Source organism: Microvirgula aerodenitrificans DSM 15089 (assembly GCF_000620105.1).
Classification (GTDB): domain Bacteria; phylum Pseudomonadota; class Gammaproteobacteria; order Burkholderiales; family Aquaspirillaceae; genus Microvirgula; species Microvirgula aerodenitrificans.
Genome location: NZ_JHVK01000005.1, coordinates 140784 through 159257 on the forward strand (window position 1 = coordinate 140784; position 18474 = coordinate 159257).

Here is an 18474-nt window from a genome sequence, read left to right on the forward strand (position 1 = left end):
AGGCCGGTGGGCACCCGGCCGGAAGCAGATCAGAGGGTGCGGCCGACCGCCTGGGCAATCAGGCGCAGCGAATCCATCAGCTCGGCCAGCTCGGCCGGCGACAGCGCCTGGTCGGCGTCGCACCAGGCATCGCACGGCGACGGATGCATTTCGATCAGCAGCCCGTCGGCGCCGGCGGCGATGGCGGCGCGCGCCAGTTGCGGCACCATCCACGCCTTGCCGCCGGCATGGCTCGGGTCGACGATGACCGGCAGGTGACTCTCGCGCTTGGCAACCATGACCGCCGTCAGGTCCAGCGTATTGCGGTAGGCGGTTTCAAAAGTACGGATGCCGCGCTCGCACAGGATGATGTGATGATTGCCGCCGGCGGCGATGTACTCGGCAGCCATCAGCCATTCCGACACGGTGTTGGCCAGTCCGCGCTTCAGGACCACCGGCTTGTTGATGCGGCCGACTTCCTTCAGCAGGTCGAAGTTCTGCATATTGCGCGCGCCGATCTGGATCACATCGACGTCATGCTCCATGAAGGTGTCGAGCATGCGCACATCCATCAGCTCGGTCACCACCGGCAGGCCGGCGGGCCGGGCCGCCGCCAGCAGCAGCTCCAGCCCTTCGACGCCAAGTCCCTGAAAGCTGTACGGACTGGTACGCGGCTTGAATGCCCCGCCGCGCATCATCCGGCAACCGGCAGCCCTGACGCCGGCGGCCGACAGTGCCATCTGTTCCGGCGTTTCCACAGAGCAGGGGCCGGCGATGACCTGCAGCTGCGGACCGCCGATCCTGACGCCATGGATGCTGACCACGGTGTCCTCGGGCTGGGTTTCGCGGCTGACCAGCCGGTACGGCTTGACCACATGCAGCGCACGCTCGACGCCGGGAAGGGGTTCGAAGTGGCGTGGCTCCAGCGGTCGTTCGTCTCCGATCGCGCCAATAATGGTGCGTTCGGAACCTTTTGACACATGTTCGCTGAGGCCGTGCTCGCGAATCCGGGCCACGACAGCATCGATTTCGGCGTCACTGGCGCCGCGTTGCATGACGATGATCATGGGGTCACGTCGTTCCGTTGCAAAAGCGCTACCTTACCGCGTTTTGCGCCCCGCGTGCAGCGAGGCTGCCAGCGCGCATTGCCGGACAATCGCACCGACCGACCGGCTTACCCGGAAACCCGATTCCTGTTCAATGATCCACATCAATTCATGCAAATGTAGGGTTTTGTTGCCGTTCGTCGACACAATTTACATATTTTCGACATAAATTCAGTCTTTATCGAAAATCCGGCAAGAAAATTTGATACGAATTGAAAATTTCTTGTTCATAACAAAAAACCAATAGTTATACTGCGCGACCTTGGCACCAGTGCAGCACGACACTGGAGAATGACAGCTAAATAACCCGAAGGGGTGGCCATCGGCAGTCTGCCGGTGGTCATGGAGAGCTTCTATGCAGTCAAAACGACTAACACAATACATTCTGCTTGCCCTGGTGCTCGGCATCGTCTGCGGCTACATCGTCAACCAGCATGGCGGCGAAGGCGGCTTCATCACCGAGTTCGCCAGCTACATCTCGCTGCTGACCGATATCTTCCTGCGCCTGATCAAGATGATCATCGCGCCGCTGGTCTTCACGACGCTGGTGGTCGGGATTGCCCGCATGGGCGATGGCGCGACCATCGGCCGCGTCGGCGCCAAGACTTTCGGCTGGTTCATCTGCATGTCGCTGATGTCGCTGCTGCTTGGCCTGATCATGGTCAACCTGCTGCAGCCCGGCGTCGGCCTCCATCTGCCACTGCCCGACGTCAATGCGGCCAGCGGGGTGGAAAAGGCGGCGATGTCACTGAAGGACTTCCTGCATCACGCGTTCCCGACCAGCATCATCGATGCCATGGGCAAGAATGAAATCCTGCAGATCGTCGTGTTCGCCATCTTCTTCGGCGTTGCCGCCGCAGCCCTCGGCCCGAAGGCCGAGCCGCTGATCAAGGACATGGACATGGTCGCCCACATCATGCTGAAGGTGACCACCTACATCATGAACTTCGCTCCGGTCGCGGTGTTCGCCGCCGTGGCGGCGGTGGTGGCCGAAAACGGGCTGCGCGTGCTCGCCACTTACGGCACCTTCATGCTGAGCTTCTACGGCTCCATCCTGCTGCTGTGGCTGGTCATCATGCTGCTGGGCTCGCTGTTCCTCGGCAAGAGCGTGTTCCGCCTGGCGCGCTCGATCCGCGAACCGGTGCTGCTGGCCTTCAGTACCGCCAGTTCGGAAGCGGCCTACCCGAAGACGCTGGAGAACCTCGAACGCTTCGGCTGCAACAACAAGATCGCCTCGTTCGTGCTGCCGATCGGTTACTCGTTCAATCTGGACGGGTCGATGATGTACTGCACGTTCGCAACCATCTTCATTGCCCAGGCCTATGGCATTGAGCTGACGCTGACCCAGGAAATCATGATGCTGCTGATCCTGATGGTCACGTCCAAGGGCATGGCCGGGGTGCCGCGTGCCTCGCTGGTGGTGATCGCGGCGACGCTGGGCCAGTTCAACATTCCGGAAGCCGGTCTGCTGCTGATCCTCGGCGTCGACCACTTCCTCGACATGGCCCGCTCTGCCACCAACGTGCTCGGCAATGCCGTTGCCACGGCAGTGGTGTCGAAGTGGGAAGGCGAGCTGGACACCAGCAAGCACGGAGACATGTAGCCCGCAGTGGGACCGGAGGCGGATCTGCATCCCCTCCGGCTGCGAGGCAGCAAAAACAATGGCCGGGCAATTGCCCGGCCATTGTCATCCATGGTGCCGAAACCTTCAGGCGGCCTCGCCGACGGCCGGTCCGGCCAGGGCATCGGCCGGCATCGACAGTGCCGCGACCCGTTGCCGGGTGGCGCGGAACGCCTCGCTGTCCAGGTGGGCGCGCCAGGTATCGACATCGCCCTGCCCGGCCATGGCATCCAGCCGTGCCGCCAGCGCCGGCAGTGCCGGTGCGCTGAAGCGCGAGAACAGCTCGTCGACCACGTCCGGCCGGTTGCAGACCAGCGCCATGTCGCAGCCGGCGGCAAAGGCCGCTTCGGCACGGGCGACGATGTCGCCAACGCCGGCGGCGCCTTCCATGCACAGGTCGTCGCTGAACAGGGTGCCGGTGAAGCCGAGCCGCTCGCGCAGCACGGTGCCGATCCAGAACGGCGAGAAGCCGGCCGGATTCGGGTCGACATGGTCGTAGACCACGTGGGCCGGCATCACGGCGTGCAGACCGGCACGCACCAGACGCGCAAACGGCACCAGGTCGTCGCGCTCGATCTCGGCGTAGTCGCGATGGTCGACCGGAATCTCGTGGTGCGAATCGCCGGCCACGAAACCGTGCCCGGGGAAATGCTTGCCGCAGGCGATCATGCCGCCAGCCGCCAGCCCCCCGATCAGCGCGGCAGCCAGTTCGGCCACCACTTGCGGGTCGCGGTGGAAGCTGCGGTTGCCGATCACCGCGCAGACGCCATGATCGAGGTCGAGCACCGGCGTGAAGCTCAGATCGACGCCGCTGGCGCGCAGCTCGGCCGCCAGCACTTCACCGACGGCGCGAGCGGTGTCACGGGCCTGATCCGGCGAGCGCGCCCACATCTCGCCCAGCACGCGCATTGGCGGCAGGCGGGTAAACCCGTCCAGGAAGCGCTGGACGCGCCCCCCTTCATGGTCGACCGCAATCAGCAGGTGCGGGCTGCGCAGCGCACGGATCTCGTCGGTCAGCGCACGCAGTTGTGCGACCGATTCGAAGTTGCGCCGGAACAGGATCACCGCGCCAACCAGCGGGTTGGACAGGCGGTGCTTTTCTTCGTCGGTCAGGCGGACGCCGGCGACGTCGATCATCACCGGGCCGCGAGGCAGTTGCAGGGTCATGACAGGGTCCAGGTGGATTGACGGGTCAGCCTTGCACGGAGGCGCGAAGGCGGGCCAGCACCGCGTCGCGACCGATCAGCGCCAGCACGGCATCGACCGACGGCGTCTGCGCGGTTCCGCATACGGCCACCCGCAGCGGCATGCCGAGCAGGCCCATCTTGATGCCCTCGTCGGCGCAGAACGGCTTGAACAGTTCATGGATCGCTTCCGCGTTCCACTCCGGCAGCGCCGCCAGGCGTTCGCCGAAGCGGCCGATGCGCGCCCGGGCGTCAGCGTCGAAATGCTTGGCCAGATCGGCGTCGACCGGCGTGCGGCGCACATAAAAGTAGTCGCACTGCGCAGCCAGTTCGTTCAGGTCGTGCGCACGTTCCTTGACCAGCGCGATCACGTCGGCCAGCGCCGGACCGTTTTCGGCCTTCACGCCCAGCTTGTTCAGCCGCGGCTCGACCAGTGCGGCCAGCCGGCCATTGTCGGCCACCTTCATGTGCTGCTGATTGACCCAGAGGAATTTTTCGCGGTCGAAGCGGCTCGGGCCCGGATTGACGGCCTCGAGACTGAACCATTCGACGAACTGTTCCATGGTGAAGAACTCGTCGTCGCCATGGCCCCAGCCCAGCCGGGCCAGGTAGTTCAGCAGCGCTTCGGGCAGAATGCCCTGCTCGTCGTACTGCACCACGCTGACCGCATCGCGCCGCTTGGACATCTTGTGGCCGTCGGCGTTCAGGATCATCGGCAGGTGCGCATACTGCGGCAGCGGTGCATTCAGCGCCTTCAGGATGTTGATCTGGCGCGGCGTGTTGTTGACATGATCGTCCCCGCGGATCACCTGGGTGATATTCATGTCCCAGTCGTCGATGACCACGCAGAAATTGTAGGTCGGGCTGCCGTCCGGGCGGGCAATGATCAGGTCGTCGAGTTCTTCATTGGCAAATTCGATACGGCCCTTGACCAGGTCGTCCCAGGCAACGGTGCCATCCAGCGGCGTGCGGAAGCGCACGACCGGTTCGACTCCTTCCGGCACCGGCGGCAGCGTCTTGCCGGGTTCCGGACGCCAGCGGCGGTCATAGCGCGGCTTCTCGCCGCGGGCTTCCTGACCGGCGCGCATTTCGTCCAGCTCTTCCTTGCTGCAGTAGCACAGGTAGGCATGGCCGGAAGCCAGCAGGTCTTTCACTACCGCCTTGTAGCGATCGAAGCGATGGGTCTGGTAGAACGGACCTTCGTCATAGTCGAGACCGACCCAGTGCATGCCGTCGAGGATCGCCTGCACCGACTCGGGCGTCGACCGCTCCAGGTCGGTGTCTTCGATGCGCAGCACGAAAGTGCCGCCATGCTTGCGGGCATAGGCCCAGGAAAACAGTGCGGTGCGGACACCGCCGATATGCAGGAAGCCGGTCGGGCTCGGAGCGAAACGGGTACGGATCATGTCGGAATGCATTCGGTAGGATCAGGCGAAGACCCGTATTCTACGCGGACCGCAGATTGTCCATAACCCTTGCGACGTACAACGGGTGCCGGAGTCCGGCAGGCTGACGGCGTGCCCACCAGTTCCGCAATCAGTCGGGCCTGCACCGACGCCACTGCAGCCGGCCGGCCGCACCCACACCGTCACGTCGTTCCACGAAGAACGGACGAGCGCAGCGAGGTCCCCTCGCGGCGGCGAGGGCGGAGGGTGTCGGAATCGGACAGGCTGACGGCGTGCCCACCAGTTCCGCAATCAGTCGGGCCTGCACCGACGCCACTGCAGCCGTCGGTGCCCACCCCCCGTTACCGTCAGAACAGCGGCGACGGATCCGTCTGCGCCGAGCCGCTGAGCCAGTGCACCGGCGCCAGACCGGCCTGGGCCACTTCCGGCCGGCTGCCGCTGCAGGTCACGCAGACCGGCTGGCCGGTCCGCTTGCCGAGCACCGCCTTGACCAGCCTGCCGTCGACCTTGCGATTGTGCTCGCTGCCCCACTTCTCGGCAGCGGCGGTGACTTCCGCCGGGCCGGTGGTCGCGGTCTTGTAGATGTCCGGATAGGACGTCAGCCACAGGTCGCCACGCGCGTCGGTATTCATGATCACCGACTGGTTGATGACCGAGACAGGTACATCGGTCGACACCGTCCGGGCCAGGGTCAGCACGTCGTCGTTGCGCATGCGCACGCAGCCGTGGCTGCGGAAACCCGGCACGCTGGACGGCGCATTGGTGCCGTGAATGCCGAGACCCAGCCGGGGCTCGCCAAAGCGGACAAACACCTTGCCGAGCGGATTGTTCGGCCCGGCCGGCACCACAGTCTGCACCGTCCTGCCGTTTTTCTTCATCTCGGCCTGGATCGACTTGGGCACATGCCAGGCCGGGTTGTGATAAATGCCGGTCACCCAGTATTCGCCGGCCGGTGTCTGGGTCAGCGTCTTGCCGACCGCAACCGGGTAAATCGTGTCCAGTTTGCCGTCGCGATACAGGAACAGCCGGGTCTGCGGCAGGTTGATCACCACGTGATAACCGGTCTCGCTGACCTGCACGTCCGGCACCGGCGCCGCGCGCGACGGGGCCGCCACGGCGGATGCGCCGAGCAGGACCAGGGTGAAAAGAGAACGTCGGATCGGGGTGAGCATGGGCATTAGATACTCGTGGCCTCAGGAAAGGTCTGAACGACTGCGCGTTTTTTGAGAAAATAGCGTTTTCGCGTGAATTGTAAACATATGTTACCCATCGCCACCATCGAATCGCTCGACCATGACGGCCACGGCGTGGCCCACGTCGACGGCAAGACGCTGTTCATCGACGGCGCGCTGCCTTTCGAGCGTGTCGAATACCAGTCCTACCGGAGCAAGGCCACCTACGAGAACGCCGACTGTACCCGGGTGCTGGAAGAAAGCTTCATGCGCGCCAGACCGCGCTGCCCGCATTTCAATGTCTGCGGCGGCTGCTCGATGCAGCACGTCGAGTTCAATGCCCAGGTCGCCGTCAAGCAGCGCGTGCTGGAAGACAACCTGATCCGGATCGGCAAGGTCACGCCGGAAGTCGTGCTGCCGGCCATCTATGGCCCGGAATGGGGCTACCGTCATCGCGGCCGCATGTCGGCGCGCTGGGTCGCCCGCAAGGGCAGCGTGCTGGTCGGTTTCCATGAAAAGCGCTCCAGCTTTATCGCCGACATGACCGAGTGCCACATCCTGCCGCAGCGTATCTCGGTGCTGCTGGTGCCGCTGCGCGGGCTGATCGCCTCGCTGTCGATCTGCGAGCGCATGCCGCAGATCGAATATGCCGGCGGCGAGGATGTCGACGTGCTGGTGCTGCGCACCATGGACCCGCTGACCGCTGCCGACGAGGCGCTCGTGCGCGATTTCGCCGACCGCCACAATGCCGGTCGCGCCCTGCCGCTGCAATTCTGGCTGCAGCCGAAAGGTCCGGACACCGCCCACCCGTTCTACCCGCTCGACGCCCCGCGCCTGTGCTACCGCCTGCCGGAGTTCGGTATCGAGATGCCGTACAAGCCGACCGAATTCACCCAGGTCAACCCCGGCATCAACCGGGTGATGGTCCAGCGTGCGATGCGCCTGCTCGACCCGCAGCCGGGTGAACGCATCGCCGACATGTTCTGCGGACTGGGCAATTTCACGCTGCCGATCGCCCGCTCCGGCGCGACCGTGCTCGGCATGGAAGGCAGCGCACAGCTGATCGAGCGCGCCATCGAGAACGCTACCCACAACGGCCTCGACCATCGAGTCGACTACCGCATGGCCAATCTGTTCGACCTGACCGAGGCATCGCTGGCCGCCCTCGGCAAGTTCGACAAGATGCTGATCGACCCGCCGCGCGACGGCGCCATCGATCTGGTCAAATCGCTGAACGAAGACGCGCCATCACGCATCGTCTACGTGTCGTGCAACCCGGCCACCCTGGCACGCGATGCCGGCGTGCTGGTCAATATCAAGGGCTACACGCTGAAGGCAGCCGGCATCGTCAACATGTTCCCGCATACCGGCCACGTCGAGAGCATCGCCTGGTTCGAGAAGACCGGCCCGGGTCTGAGTCGCGAGGAAGTCGCCGCCCTCGATGCGGCTGAAGCCGAAGCGCGCGAGGCCGCCAAGGCCGCGAAAAAGGCCCGCAACGCGGCGGCGGCCAAGGCCAAGGCCGACGAGGAAGCAGCCCGCGTCGCCCGCAAGGCCGCGCGCCTTGCCCACTACCTGGCCAATCAGGCCGCGTACGACGCCCGCAGCGCGAAGAAGTAAGCCCCGGATGCCGTTGCCGGCGAATCAGGCCGGCAACGGCGTCGCCGCTCCCGGCGCCTGGGCGTAAAATGCCCGCCTCGGCCCATCCGGGCCCCGGCACTGACAGGAACATCACCATGGCACATTGCATCGAGGGCGGCCGTCTGGTCGCACTGACCAAGGACCCGCTGTTTGCCGACGATCAGGACTGCGACGACGTCGAGGCCTATCTGCAACAGCTCGGCTTTACCCGGGTCGGTGCGGCCGAGGGCGTGGGCTCGGTGTGGAGCACGGCGTTCGCCGAGCAACAGCCGGTGACGCTGGACGGTTTCGGCCCGGTCGCCTTTCTGCTCGACATCGAGATCGGCGGGCTGATCGAAACCATCCTGTGCCGTGATTTCGGCGAATACCTGCAGGCAATGAAGCTGAGCCAGGGCCACTTTGCCGCCGCGCCGTTGCTGTTCGCCGATATCGATGCGGTCCACGATCATGAACACGATCACGACGACCACGGCTGCGGTGAAGGCTGCGGCTGCTCGCACTGAGCTCGCCCCGCCACGGCAATCGTCATCCATGAGCGCCGAGCGCAAGATCATCCATGTCGACTGCGACTGCTTCTACGCGTCGGTCGAGATGCGCGACAACCCGGCGCTGCGCGAGGTGCCGCTGGCCATCGGCGGCGCCTCCGACCAGCGCGGCGTCATCGCGACCAGCAATTACCTGGCCCGCCGTTTCGGCGTGCGTTCGGCCATGTCCACCCGCCGCGCGATGCTGGCCTGCCCCGACCTGGTGCTGCTGCCACCGGACTTCCCGCGCTACCGCGAGGCGTCGCAGGCCATCCGCCGCATTTTTCTCGAGTACACCGACCGGGTCGAGCCGCTGTCACTGGACGAAGCCTATCTCGATGTCAGCGGCCAGCCGCACTGCCTGGGCAGCGCGACACGGATGGCCGAGGAGATCCGGGCGCGGATCGCGCGCGAGGTCGGCATCACCGCCAGCGCCGGCATCGCCGGCAACAAGCTGCTGGCCAAGATCGCCAGCGACTGGAACAAGCCCGACGGCCAGTTCGTGGTACCGCCGTCCGCTGTCGACGCCTTTATCCGCCCGCTGCCGGTGTCAAAACTGTGGGGCGTTGGCCAGGCAACCGCCGCCCGGCTGGCCCGGCTCGGCGTCAGTGATTGCGCCAGCCTGCAGGCATGGACGCCGGAAGCGCTGGAGCAGCATTTCGGCAAGCTGGGCCGTTCGCTGTACCACCAGTGTCGCGGCATCGACAGCCGGCCGGTGGTCAGCGAGCGGGTGCGCAAGTCGCTGTCGGTCGAGTACACCTATGCCCAGGATCTGCCCGACCTGGCCGCCTGCCGGGCCGCACTGCCGGCGCTGTGCGACGATTTCTTCCGCCGCCTGGCCCGCGCTGCCGATCCGCGCACGCCGCACAAGGCCATCGTCAAGATCCGCTTCCACGACTTCCGCCAGACCAGCATGGAATGCCTGTGTGCACAGCCGGACCGCGAGGTGTTCTCGCTGCTGCTCGACAGCGCCTGGGCACGCGGCGGCAAGCCGGTGCGCCTGCTCGGCGTTGGCGTCCGCTTCGGGGACGACGACGATGCCGGCATCGGCATCACGCTGCCGCTGTGGGACGCAGCATGAATCGCCACGCCCGCCAAATGTCTATACATATCCGGTAATGAATTCTTAAATATTCACTAATTCCCCATTATTCTGGGCGCAAACGGGAATAAATCGTCTTTCTGTCTGACAATATAGCCAGACGAATTGACTATACATTACACTCATCCGCACTCCGACCCGCTCACAGGATGACTGTATGCTCACGCTCACTCCCGGCGCCCTGACCCTGGCGCAACTGCGTCTTGTCGACCGTGACGCGCCCCCGCTGGAACTCGATCCGGCCGCCGCTGCCGCCATCGACGCCTGCGCCGATACCGTGGCACGCATTGCCGCCCGGGGTGCGCCGGCCTATGGCATCAACACCGGCTTCGGCCGGCTGGCCAGCACGCACATCCCGCACGATCAGCTCGAACTGCTGCAGCGCAATCTGGTGCTGTCGCATGCGGTCGGCGTCGGCGAGCCGATGCCGGCGCCGGTAGTCCGGCTGATGATCGCCCTGAAGCTGTCCAGCCTCGGCCGGGGACATTCCGGCGTCCGCCGCGTGGTCATGGACGCCCTGATTGCGCTGTACAACGCCGACGTGCTGCCGCTGATTCCGGTCAAGGGTTCGGTCGGCGCTTCCGGCGACCTGGCACCGCTGGCGCACCTGTCCGCCGCGCTGCTCGGTGTCGGCGAGGTATTCATCGCCGGCCGGCGCGCGCCGGCGGCGGAAGGGCTGACCGCCGCCGGCCTGCAACCGATGACCCTGGCGGCCAAGGAAGGGCTGGCCTTGCTGAACGGCACCCAGGCGTCGACGGCGCTGGCGCTGCACAATCTGTTCGCGATCGAGGATCTGTTCCGTACCGCGCTGGTGGCCGGCAGTCTGTCGGTGGATGCCGCCGCCGGCTCGACGGCGCCGTTCGATCCGCGCATCCACGCGCTGCGCGGCCAGGCCGGCCAGATCGACGCTGCCGCGGCTTACCGCACGCTGCTGGAAGGCTCGGCCATCAATCTGTCACACAGCGACTGCGGCAAGGTGCAGGACCCTTACAGCCTGCGCTGCCAGCCCCAGGTCATGGGCGCCTGTCTCGACCAGATGCGCCATGCCGCCTCGGTGCTGCTGATCGAGGCCAACGCCGTATCCGACAACCCGCTGATTTTCCCGGACAGCGACGAAGTGCTGTCCGGCGGCAATTTCCACGCCGAACCGGTCGCCTTCGCCGCCGACAACCTGGCGCTGGCCGTCGCCGAGATCGGCTCGATCGCCGAGCGGCGCATTGCGCTGCTGATCGACGCCACGCTGTCCGGCCTGCCACCGTTCCTGGTCAGGGATGGCGGCGTCAATTCCGGCTTCATGATTGCCCATGTCACCGCCGCCGCGCTGGCCAGCGAAAACAAGACCCTGGCCCATCCGGCCTCGGTCGACTCGCTGCCAACCTCGGCCAACCAGGAAGACCATGTGTCGATGGCGACTTTTGCCACGCGCAAGCTGGCCGATCTGGCCGACAATACCGCAGCCATTCTCGCCATCGAGCTGCTGGCGGCGGCACAGGGCATCGACCTGCGCGGCCCGCACGTCACCAGCCCGCGCCTGCGCGAGGTCATGTCGCTGCTGCGCCGCCATGTGCCGCATTACGATATCGACCGCTATTTCGCCCCCGACATTGCCGCCGTGACCGCCCTGGTCCGCGAGGGCGCGTTCGCCGCGCACAGCCCGCTGGCTTTCGACTAGCGCCGGTCGACAAAGCGCCGCACGTAGTCGTCGACCGGCCGGTTGACGATATCGTCGGCGTCGCCGACCTGGACCAGCCGGCCATCGCGCAACACGGCGATGCGCTGGCCGAGCCGCAATGCCTCGTCGATATCGTGGGTGATAAAGACAATGGTCTTGTGCAGTGTCGCCTGCAGCTCAAGCAACTGGTCCTGCATTTCCCGCCGGATCAGCGGGTCCAGTGCGGAAAAGGCCTCGTCCATCAGCAGGATGTCGGTATCGGCGGTCAGCGCCCGCGCCAGCCCGACCCGCTGGCGCATGCCGCCGGACAGCGTGTCGGGCCGCATGGCCTCATAGCCGGCCAGCCCGACCTTGTCGATCCAGTGCCGTGCCGCCTCGCGCGCACTACCCGTTTTTTCGCCACGCACCACCAGCCCGTAGGCCACGTTGTCGAGCACGCTCTTGTGCGGCAGCAGGCCGAAGTGCTGGAACACCATGCTGACCGAGCGCCGGCGCAAGGCGCGCAACCCGGCAGCATCCAGTTGCAGGATGTCTTCGCCATCGATCAGGATTTCACCGGCGGTCGGGTCGATCAGCCGGTTGAAATGGCGCACCAGCGTCGACTTGCCGGAACCGGACAGCCCCATGATCACGAACACCTGCCCGGCGTCGATCTCCAGCGACACATCGTCGAGGCCGACCGTGCAGCCGGTCGCGGCCAGCACCTCGGCCTTGGCCGCCCCCTGGCGCAGCATGGCCAGTGCCCGCTCACTGCCGTGGCCGAAGATTTTGACAATGTGCCTGGCGACGATTCTGGGCATGTCGCTCACTCCCCGCATGACTGGATTCCCGACCAGCATACCGCAGCGTCCCGGCGCCGTCCGCCGCGCCCGGTTGGCTATACAAGCCATGCTATAGTGCCGGCCATTCCGTCGCCGGCCCTGCCCATGCCCAGCCCCGTCCAGCCCAAACCCGTTCCCGCCTATGCCCAGATCAAGGCCTATGTCCGCCGCCAGATCGAGCAGGGCATCTGGCAGACCGGCGAGCAGATTCCGTCCGAGCACGAACTGCTCAAGCAGTTCGCCGTGTCGCGGATGACCGTGCACCGTGCCTTGCGCGAGCTGACCGCAGAACAGGTACTGACCCGGATCCAGGGCGCCGGCACCTTTGTCGCCGGGCAGAAGTACCAGTCCACGCTGGTGCAGATCCGGAATATCGCCGACGAAATCGCCAGCCGCGGCCATCACCACCACTGCGAGGTGCTGCTGCTGGAACGGACCCGCGACCGCGCGGCACTGCAGGCGCTGGAACTCGATCTGGGCGACGAAGCATTCCACTCGCGCCTGCTCCACTTCGACAATGACGTGCCGATCCAGCTCGAGGACCGCTTCGTGAATCCGCAGCTGTATCCGCACTATCTGAAGCAGGACTTCCGCACCCTGACGCCGAACGCCTACATGACGCGCGAAGCGCCGATGCAGCGGGCCGAATACCTGATCATCGCGCGGATGCCGGATGCGACCGCGCGGCACCGGCTGCGGATGGACATCGGCGACCCGTGCCTGGTCCTGCAGCGTCGCACCTGGGCGCACGGGCGCATCGCCACCGATGTCACGCTGTGGCATCCGGGATCGCGCTTCCAGTTTGCCGGCGCATTCTGAGTGGGCACGATGGCCAGCCATGACATAAGCACATAACGTATCGGCTACAATGCGCCTTCGTCATAGCCATGGTCCCATCATGCACGTCAAGAAAACCACGATTGCCCTGTTCCTGTCCTGCGCTGCCAGCCTGATGCCGGCAGCCGCCTTCGCCAAGGGCGCATCCGAAACCGCCAGCCTGGGCGGGATGTCCGTTGCCGCCTCGCCGCTGCTGTCGGTAACCGGCCATCCGCTCCAGGGCTCGGTCGCCGGGGCGTTCGGTTCGGGCCTGGTCGTGGTGTCACTGGTCGAAGGATCGGCCGACACCTTCCGCGTCGTGCTGGAAAAAGCGGCCGACGGCAGCAAGGCCACGGTGGCCATGTCCGCCTCCGCCGTGCGCGCCGCCGGGCTGTCCGTCGGCAAGACAGTCAATGTCGTGTCCGAGGCCACCGGCCACTCGCTGGTCTATATGGGCAAGCTGCTGGCCTTTATCCCGAACACGGCCGGCGAAGCGCTGCTGCACCGCAGCCGGGTCGACCAGGAAGCCGCACCGGCGCTGCAACCATGAACGCGCGCCGCCTTGCCTGCCTGCTGCCGCTGCTGACGGCGATGCTGGCTGCCCTGCCCGCCCATGCCGGCCAGACCTGCCACGAAACCCCGCTGGAACCGGCCACTGTGCGCAGCGCCTTCCGCAGCGGGCTGGCCCTGCAACAGCAACTCGACCAGTTGTCGCCCGATGTGGCCGTGATTGCACGGGTCGGCCAGGATCTGTCCGAGTACGGGCTGCACTACTCCCACGCCGCCTTTGTCACCCGCGATGCCCCCGGCCAGCCGTGGCGGGTCAGCCACCTGCTGAACGACTGCGGCCAGGCCACCTCGGTGCTGTGGCGCGAGGGGCTGGCCAATTTCTTCCTCGACGACATGTTCTCGTACGAGTCGCTGGTCGTGATTCCCGACGCACAGACCCAGGCCCGCCTGCGCCTGCTGCTGCGCAATCCGGCCTCGCTGGAGCAGATGCACGCGTCCCGTTACAACATGCTGGCCTACCCGTACTCGACCCAGTACCAGAACTCCAACCAGTGGGTGCTGGAAGTGCTGTCGGAAGCGCTGGCCGGTCGCCAGTTTGCCCGTCGTGCCGACGCGCAGGCCTGGCTGCAATCGGCCGGCTATCAGCCCGGCACGCTGCAGATCGGCGCGATGAAGCGGCTGGGCGGGCGGATGTTCCGTGCCAATGTGGCGTTCGACGACCATCCGACCCAGCGCCGGATGGCCGGCCAGATCGACACCATCACCGTCGAGTCCGTGATCGAGATGCTGAAACGGAGCAGCCCGGGAACGCAGCTCAAACCGGTCCCGGCACCCGCCGCCTGATCTTCCGCTCCCTCGCCCGTGCTTTGTCGCGGGGAGCAGAGACAGTCCAGACCGCCCTCGTGGCGGTTTCTTTTTGCGGCGCACGTACGCCACAACTTGTCTATACAAATTCTCCGCACTACACTCGGTGACAGTTGCCGGCCACGGCGTGCGCGCCCCGCATGTCGGACAGCCTGACATGCACACACTGCGGAGATTTTCCCATGCCCCACTCGTCCCTGACCGACCCGCGCCTTGATCCGTCCCGCGAGATACACGCGCCGCGCGGCACCACGCTGTCGTGCAAGAACTGGCTGATCGAGGCCGCCTACCGGATGATCCAGAACAATCTCGACCCCGAGGTGGCGGAGCATCCGCAGGCGCTGGTCGTCTATGGCGGCATCGGCCGCGCCGCGCGCGACTGGGCGTGTTTCGACCAGATTCTCGCCTCGCTGCGGGCGCTGGACGAGGACGAGACGCTGCTGATCCAGTCCGGCAAGCCGGTCGGCGTGTTCCGCACCCACGTCGATGCGCCGCGGGTGCTGATTGCCAACTCGAACCTGGTCCCGCACTGGGCCACCTGGGAGCACTTCAACGCGCTGGATCGCAAGGGGCTGATGATGTATGGCCAGATGACGGCCGGCAGCTGGATCTACATCGGCACCCAGGGCATCGTCCAGGGCACGTATGAAACCTTCTTTGCCGTCGCCCGCCAGCACTTCGACGGCCAGCCGGCCGGGCGCTGGATCCTGACCGGCGGACTGGGCGGCATGGGCGGTGCGCAGCCGCTGGCCGCCACCATGGCCGGCTTTTCGATGATCGCGGTCGAATGCGACGCCTCGAGAATCGACTTCCGCCTGCGTACCTGCTACCTCGACCGCAAGGCCGACACGCTGGACCAGGCGCTGGAGATGATCGAAACCGCCCGCCGTGATGGCCGGCCACTGTCGATCGGCCTGCTTGGCAATGCCGCCGACGTCTTCTGCGAGCTGGTGGCACGCGGCATCACCCCGGACGTGGTCACCGACCAGACCAGCGCCCATGACCCGGTCAACGGCTACCTGCCGCAGGGCTGGGATATCGACCGCTGGCACGAGGCCCGGCGCCGCGATCCGCAGTCGGTCATCCTGCCGGCCAGACAGTCGATGGCCGTTCAGGTCCGCGCCATGCTGGCGCTGCAGGCACGCGGTGCGGCAACGCTGGACTACGGCAACAACATCCGCCAGGTGGCGCTGGAGATGGGTGTCGACCGGGCGTTCGATTTCCCCGGCTTCGTGCCGGCCTATATCCGGCCGCTGTTCTGCGAGGGCAAGGGCCCGTTCCGCTGGGTCGCGCTGTCCGGCGACCCGGAGGACATCTACCGTACCGACAGCAAGGTCAGGGAGCTGATCCCGGACGATGCCCACCTGCACCACTGGCTGGACATGGCGCGCGAGCGCATCGCCTTCCAGGGGCTGCCGGCACGCATCTGCTGGGTCGGCGTCCACGACCGCTACCGGCTCGGCCTGGCTTTCAACGAGATGGTGCGCAACGGCGAACTGAAAGCGCCGGTGGTCATCGGTCGCGATCATCTCGATACCGGCTCGGTCGCCAGCCCGAACCGCGAGACCGAGGCCATGGCCGACGGCTCGGACGCGGTGTCGGACTGGCCATTGCTGAATGCGCTGCTGAGCACCGCCGGTGGTGCCACCTGGGTATCGCTGCATCACGGCGGCGGGGTCGGCATGGGCTTCAGCCAGCATGCCGGCATGGTCATCGTCTGCGATGGCAGCGAGGCGGCCGACCGCCGGCTGAAGCGGGTGCTGTTCAATGACCCGGCCAGCGGCGTGATGCGGCACGCGGATGCCGGCTATCCGCTGGCCCGGCAAACCGCGCGTGACGCCGGCCTGCAATTGCCTATGCTGGATCACTGACCTGATGGAGGCGCCATGCAAGCCGATCTGCTGATCCGCCGCGTACATCTCGCCGGTGTCGAAGGCGGCGCTGGCAGTTACGGCGAATGCCGGGATGCCGCACTGAGCATCCGCGATGGCCGCATCGACTGGCTCGGCGCCGACAGCGCCGTGCCGGCCGGGCTGGCCGCACGGCGGGAAATCGACGGCCATGGCGGCTGGCTGACGCCCGGGCTGATCGACTGCCACACCCACCTGGTATACGCCGGCAACCGTGCCCGCGAGTTCGACCTGCGCCTGAACGGCGCCAGCTATGCCGATATCGCCCGCGCCGGTGGCGGCATCCGCTCGACCGTGCGCGACACCCGCGCCGCCGACGACAACAGCCTGTATCTCAGCGCAAGAAAACGGCTGGCCGCGCTGATCGGCGAGGGCACGACCACGGTCGAGATCAAGTCCGGCTACGGCCTCGATCTCGACACCGAACGCCGGATGCTGCACGTCGCCCATCGCCTCGCGGCCGAAGGCGTCACCGTCCGCACCACTTTTCTCGGCGCGCACGCCGTGCCGCCGGAGTATGCCGACCGCGCCGACGACTATATCGACCATCTGGTCGAGGTCGTACTGCCGGCGCTGGACGACGAAGGACTGATCGACGCCGTCGATGCGTTCTGCGAGCAGGTCGGTTTCACCCCGGCCCAGGTCGGCCGGCTGTTCACGGCCGCGCGCGAACGCGGCATCGCCTGCAAGCTGCATGCCGAGCAGTTGTCCGACCAGGGCGGTGCGACGCTGGCCGCCGGGTTCGGCGCCCTGTCGGCCGATCATCTTGAATGGCTGTCGGCCGTCGGCATCGCGGCCATGCGCCGCGCCGGCACCATCGCCGTGCTGCTGCCGGGCGCCTTTCACTTCCTGCGCGAAACCCGGCTGCCACCAGTCGCCGCGCTGCGCGACGCCGGCGTACCGATGGCACTGGCAACCGACTGCAATCCGGGCACCTCTCCGCTGACCTCGCTGCTGACCACCATGAATTTCGGCTGCACCCTGTTCCGCCTGACGCCGGCCGAGGCGCTGGCCGGCGTGACCCGCCATGCAGCGGCCGCGCTCGGTCTCGCCGACCGCGGCCGGCTGGCCATCGGCCTGCGTGCCGATCTGGCACTGTGGGAGATCGGACATCCGGCCGAGCTGTCCTACCATCTGGGCTACAACCCGCTGGCCCAGCGCATTTTCAACGGGATACCCGATCATGTTCCTTCCGTTTGACCCGTCCATCTGGCATGGCCGCATCGACAGCGAGGAAGGCCCGCTGGGCCGGCGCTGGCACCAGCAGGTCCTCTCCCCGCGCGCCGATGCCCCCGGCACGGCGCTGATCGGCTTCGCCTGCGATGCCGGCGTTGCCCGCAATCACGGCCGCATCGGTGCGGCCGGCGGGCCGGCAGCGATCCGCAGCGCGCTGGCCGGACTGGCCTGGCATGGCGAGCGGCCGCTGTACGACGCCGGCGACGTGCGCTGCGACGGTGACGCCCTGGAGGCCGCCCAGCAGGAGCTCGGCGAACAAGTGGCGACACTGCTCGATGCCGGACACCGCCCGCTGGTGCTCGGCGGCGGCCACGAGGTGGCTTTCGGTTCCTGGCAGGGGCTGGCGGCGCACTGCGCCCGCCAGTCGCGGCCACTGGTCATCGGCATCATCAATCTCGATGCCCACTTCGATCTGCGCGCCGGTGACCGCGCGACCTCCGGCACGCCGTTCCGCCAGATCGCCGACGACTGCGCCGCCCGGGGCTGGCCATTCCACTATGCATGCCTCGGTGTCGCCGCGCCGTCCAATACCGCCGCGCTGTTCGCCCGCGCCCGCGAACTCGGTGTGCAGTGGGTGGACGACCAGTCGATGCGGGACTGGCATCCGGCCATCCTCGGCGATTTCATCGACCGGGTGGACGTCATCCATTTGAGCATCGATCTGGATGTGCTGCCGGCCAGCGTCGCACCCGGCGTGTCGGCGCCGGCGGCGTTCGGGGTCGAGCTGGCGGTCATCGAGCGCATCGCAGCCCAGGTCCGCGCCAGTGGCAAGCTCCGGCTGGCCGAACTGGCCGAACTGAACCCGCGCCACGATATCGACAGCCACACCGCGCGGATTGCCGCCCGGCTGGTCTTCCAGTTGCTGTAACTCGCCGGGGCCAGGCGCTTGCGGGTATCCTTTCGCCCTCCGTAT

General features: G+C 66.5%; 16 protein-coding genes. 11 read left to right on the plus strand and 5 right to left on the minus strand.

The features are described from left to right. Positions 1 to 29: 29 nt before the first annotated feature. On the minus strand, positions 30 to 1046 hold the full coding sequence (aroF, locus tag Q352_RS0107620; protein WP_028498841.1) for a 3-deoxy-7-phosphoheptulonate synthase: 1017 nt from the start codon (positions 1044 to 1046) through the stop codon (positions 30 to 32). A gap of 394 nt (positions 1047 to 1440) precedes the next feature. Here aroF and Q352_RS0107625 point away from each other — a divergent pair, with 394 nt between their 5' ends. After that, on the plus strand, positions 1441 to 2688 hold the full coding sequence (locus Q352_RS0107625; RefSeq protein ID WP_028498842.1) for a dicarboxylate/amino acid:cation symporter: 1248 nt from the start codon (positions 1441 to 1443) through the stop codon (positions 2686 to 2688). Positions 2689 to 2793: 105 nt separating this feature from the next. Here Q352_RS0107625 and nagZ read toward each other — a convergent pair whose 3' ends face one another. The 3 genes from nagZ to Q352_RS20195 form a co-directional block, all read right to left on the minus strand. Beyond that, positions 2794 to 3873 (minus strand): beta-N-acetylhexosaminidase, encoded by a 1080-nt coding sequence (gene nagZ / locus Q352_RS0107630; RefSeq protein ID WP_028498843.1) that lies wholly within the window; start codon positions 3871 to 3873, stop codon positions 2794 to 2796. 25 nt (positions 3874 to 3898) lie between these two features. Then, positions 3899 to 5296 (minus strand): glutamate--tRNA ligase, encoded by a 1398-nt coding sequence (gene gltX, locus Q352_RS0107635; protein ID WP_028498844.1) that lies wholly within the window; start codon positions 5294 to 5296, stop codon positions 3899 to 3901. Positions 5297 to 5643: 347 nt separating this feature from the next. Then, the gene (locus Q352_RS20195) at positions 5644 to 6474 is read right to left on the minus strand and encodes a L,D-transpeptidase (RefSeq protein WP_051528759.1); all 831 of its coding nucleotides are present in this window, start codon (positions 6472 to 6474) and stop codon (positions 5644 to 5646) included. A gap of 81 nt (positions 6475 to 6555) precedes the next feature. On the opposite strand from Q352_RS20195, the gene rlmD reads away from it, so the two are divergent. The 4 genes from rlmD to hutH all read left to right on the plus strand — a co-directional run bounded on the left by rlmD (position 6556) and on the right by hutH (position 11404). Beyond that, positions 6556 to 8085, plus strand: coding sequence for a 23S rRNA (uracil(1939)-C(5))-methyltransferase RlmD (gene rlmD, locus Q352_RS0107645; RefSeq protein ID WP_028498845.1), 1530 nt, complete (start codon positions 6556 to 6558; stop codon positions 8083 to 8085). 116 nt (positions 8086 to 8201) lie between these two features. Then, positions 8202 to 8609: a hypothetical protein gene (locus Q352_RS0107650; RefSeq protein ID WP_028498846.1), complete on the plus strand. Its 408-nt coding sequence runs from the start codon at positions 8202 to 8204 to the stop codon at positions 8607 to 8609. Positions 8610 to 8637: 28 nt separating this feature from the next. Then, entirely contained in the window at positions 8638 to 9711 is a 1074-nt protein-coding gene (dinB, locus tag Q352_RS0107655; RefSeq protein ID WP_028498847.1) for a DNA polymerase IV, read from the plus strand. A 178-nt stretch (positions 9712 to 9889) separates the two neighbouring features. Further along, positions 9890 to 11404, plus strand: a complete 1515-nt coding sequence (hutH, locus tag Q352_RS0107660) for a histidine ammonia-lyase (RefSeq protein ID WP_028498848.1) — start codon at positions 9890 to 9892, stop codon at positions 11402 to 11404. Here the strand turns inward: hutH and Q352_RS20200 are convergent. Then, a complete protein-coding gene (locus tag Q352_RS20200) occupies positions 11401 to 12204 on the minus strand; it encodes a quaternary amine ABC transporter ATP-binding protein (RefSeq protein WP_036385687.1) in 804 nt (267 codons plus the stop codon). The genes hutH and Q352_RS20200 overlap by 4 nt on opposite strands. 126 nt (positions 12205 to 12330) lie before the next feature. Between Q352_RS20200 and hutC the strand changes: the two genes are divergently transcribed. From hutC to hutG, 6 genes are all read left to right on the plus strand, one after another. Beyond that, a complete protein-coding gene (gene hutC / locus Q352_RS0107670) occupies positions 12331 to 13044 on the plus strand; it encodes a histidine utilization transcriptional repressor HutC (protein ID WP_036385690.1) in 714 nt (237 codons plus the stop codon). A gap of 79 nt (positions 13045 to 13123) precedes the next feature. Further along, entirely contained in the window at positions 13124 to 13591 is a 468-nt protein-coding gene (locus tag Q352_RS22225) for a hypothetical protein (RefSeq protein ID WP_051528760.1), read from the plus strand. Then, positions 13588 to 14394, plus strand: coding sequence for a DUF2145 domain-containing protein (locus Q352_RS0107680; RefSeq protein WP_028498850.1), 807 nt, complete (start codon positions 13588 to 13590; stop codon positions 14392 to 14394). Before Q352_RS22225 ends, Q352_RS0107680 begins: the two co-directional genes overlap by 4 nt. A 218-nt stretch (positions 14395 to 14612) precedes the next feature. After that, complete coding sequence (hutU, locus tag Q352_RS0107685) at positions 14613 to 16286, plus strand: urocanate hydratase (protein ID WP_199905577.1); 1674 nt, start codon at positions 14613 to 14615, stop codon at positions 16284 to 16286. A 15-nt stretch (positions 16287 to 16301) separates the two neighbouring features. After that, on the plus strand, positions 16302 to 17525 hold the full coding sequence (hutI, locus tag Q352_RS0107690; RefSeq protein WP_028498852.1) for an imidazolonepropionase: 1224 nt from the start codon (positions 16302 to 16304) through the stop codon (positions 17523 to 17525). Further along, on the plus strand, positions 17509 to 18429 hold the full coding sequence (gene hutG, locus Q352_RS0107695; protein ID WP_028498853.1) for a formimidoylglutamase: 921 nt from the start codon (positions 17509 to 17511) through the stop codon (positions 18427 to 18429). Before hutI ends, hutG begins: the two co-directional genes overlap by 17 nt. The last annotated feature ends 45 nt before the right edge of the window (positions 18430 to 18474 follow it).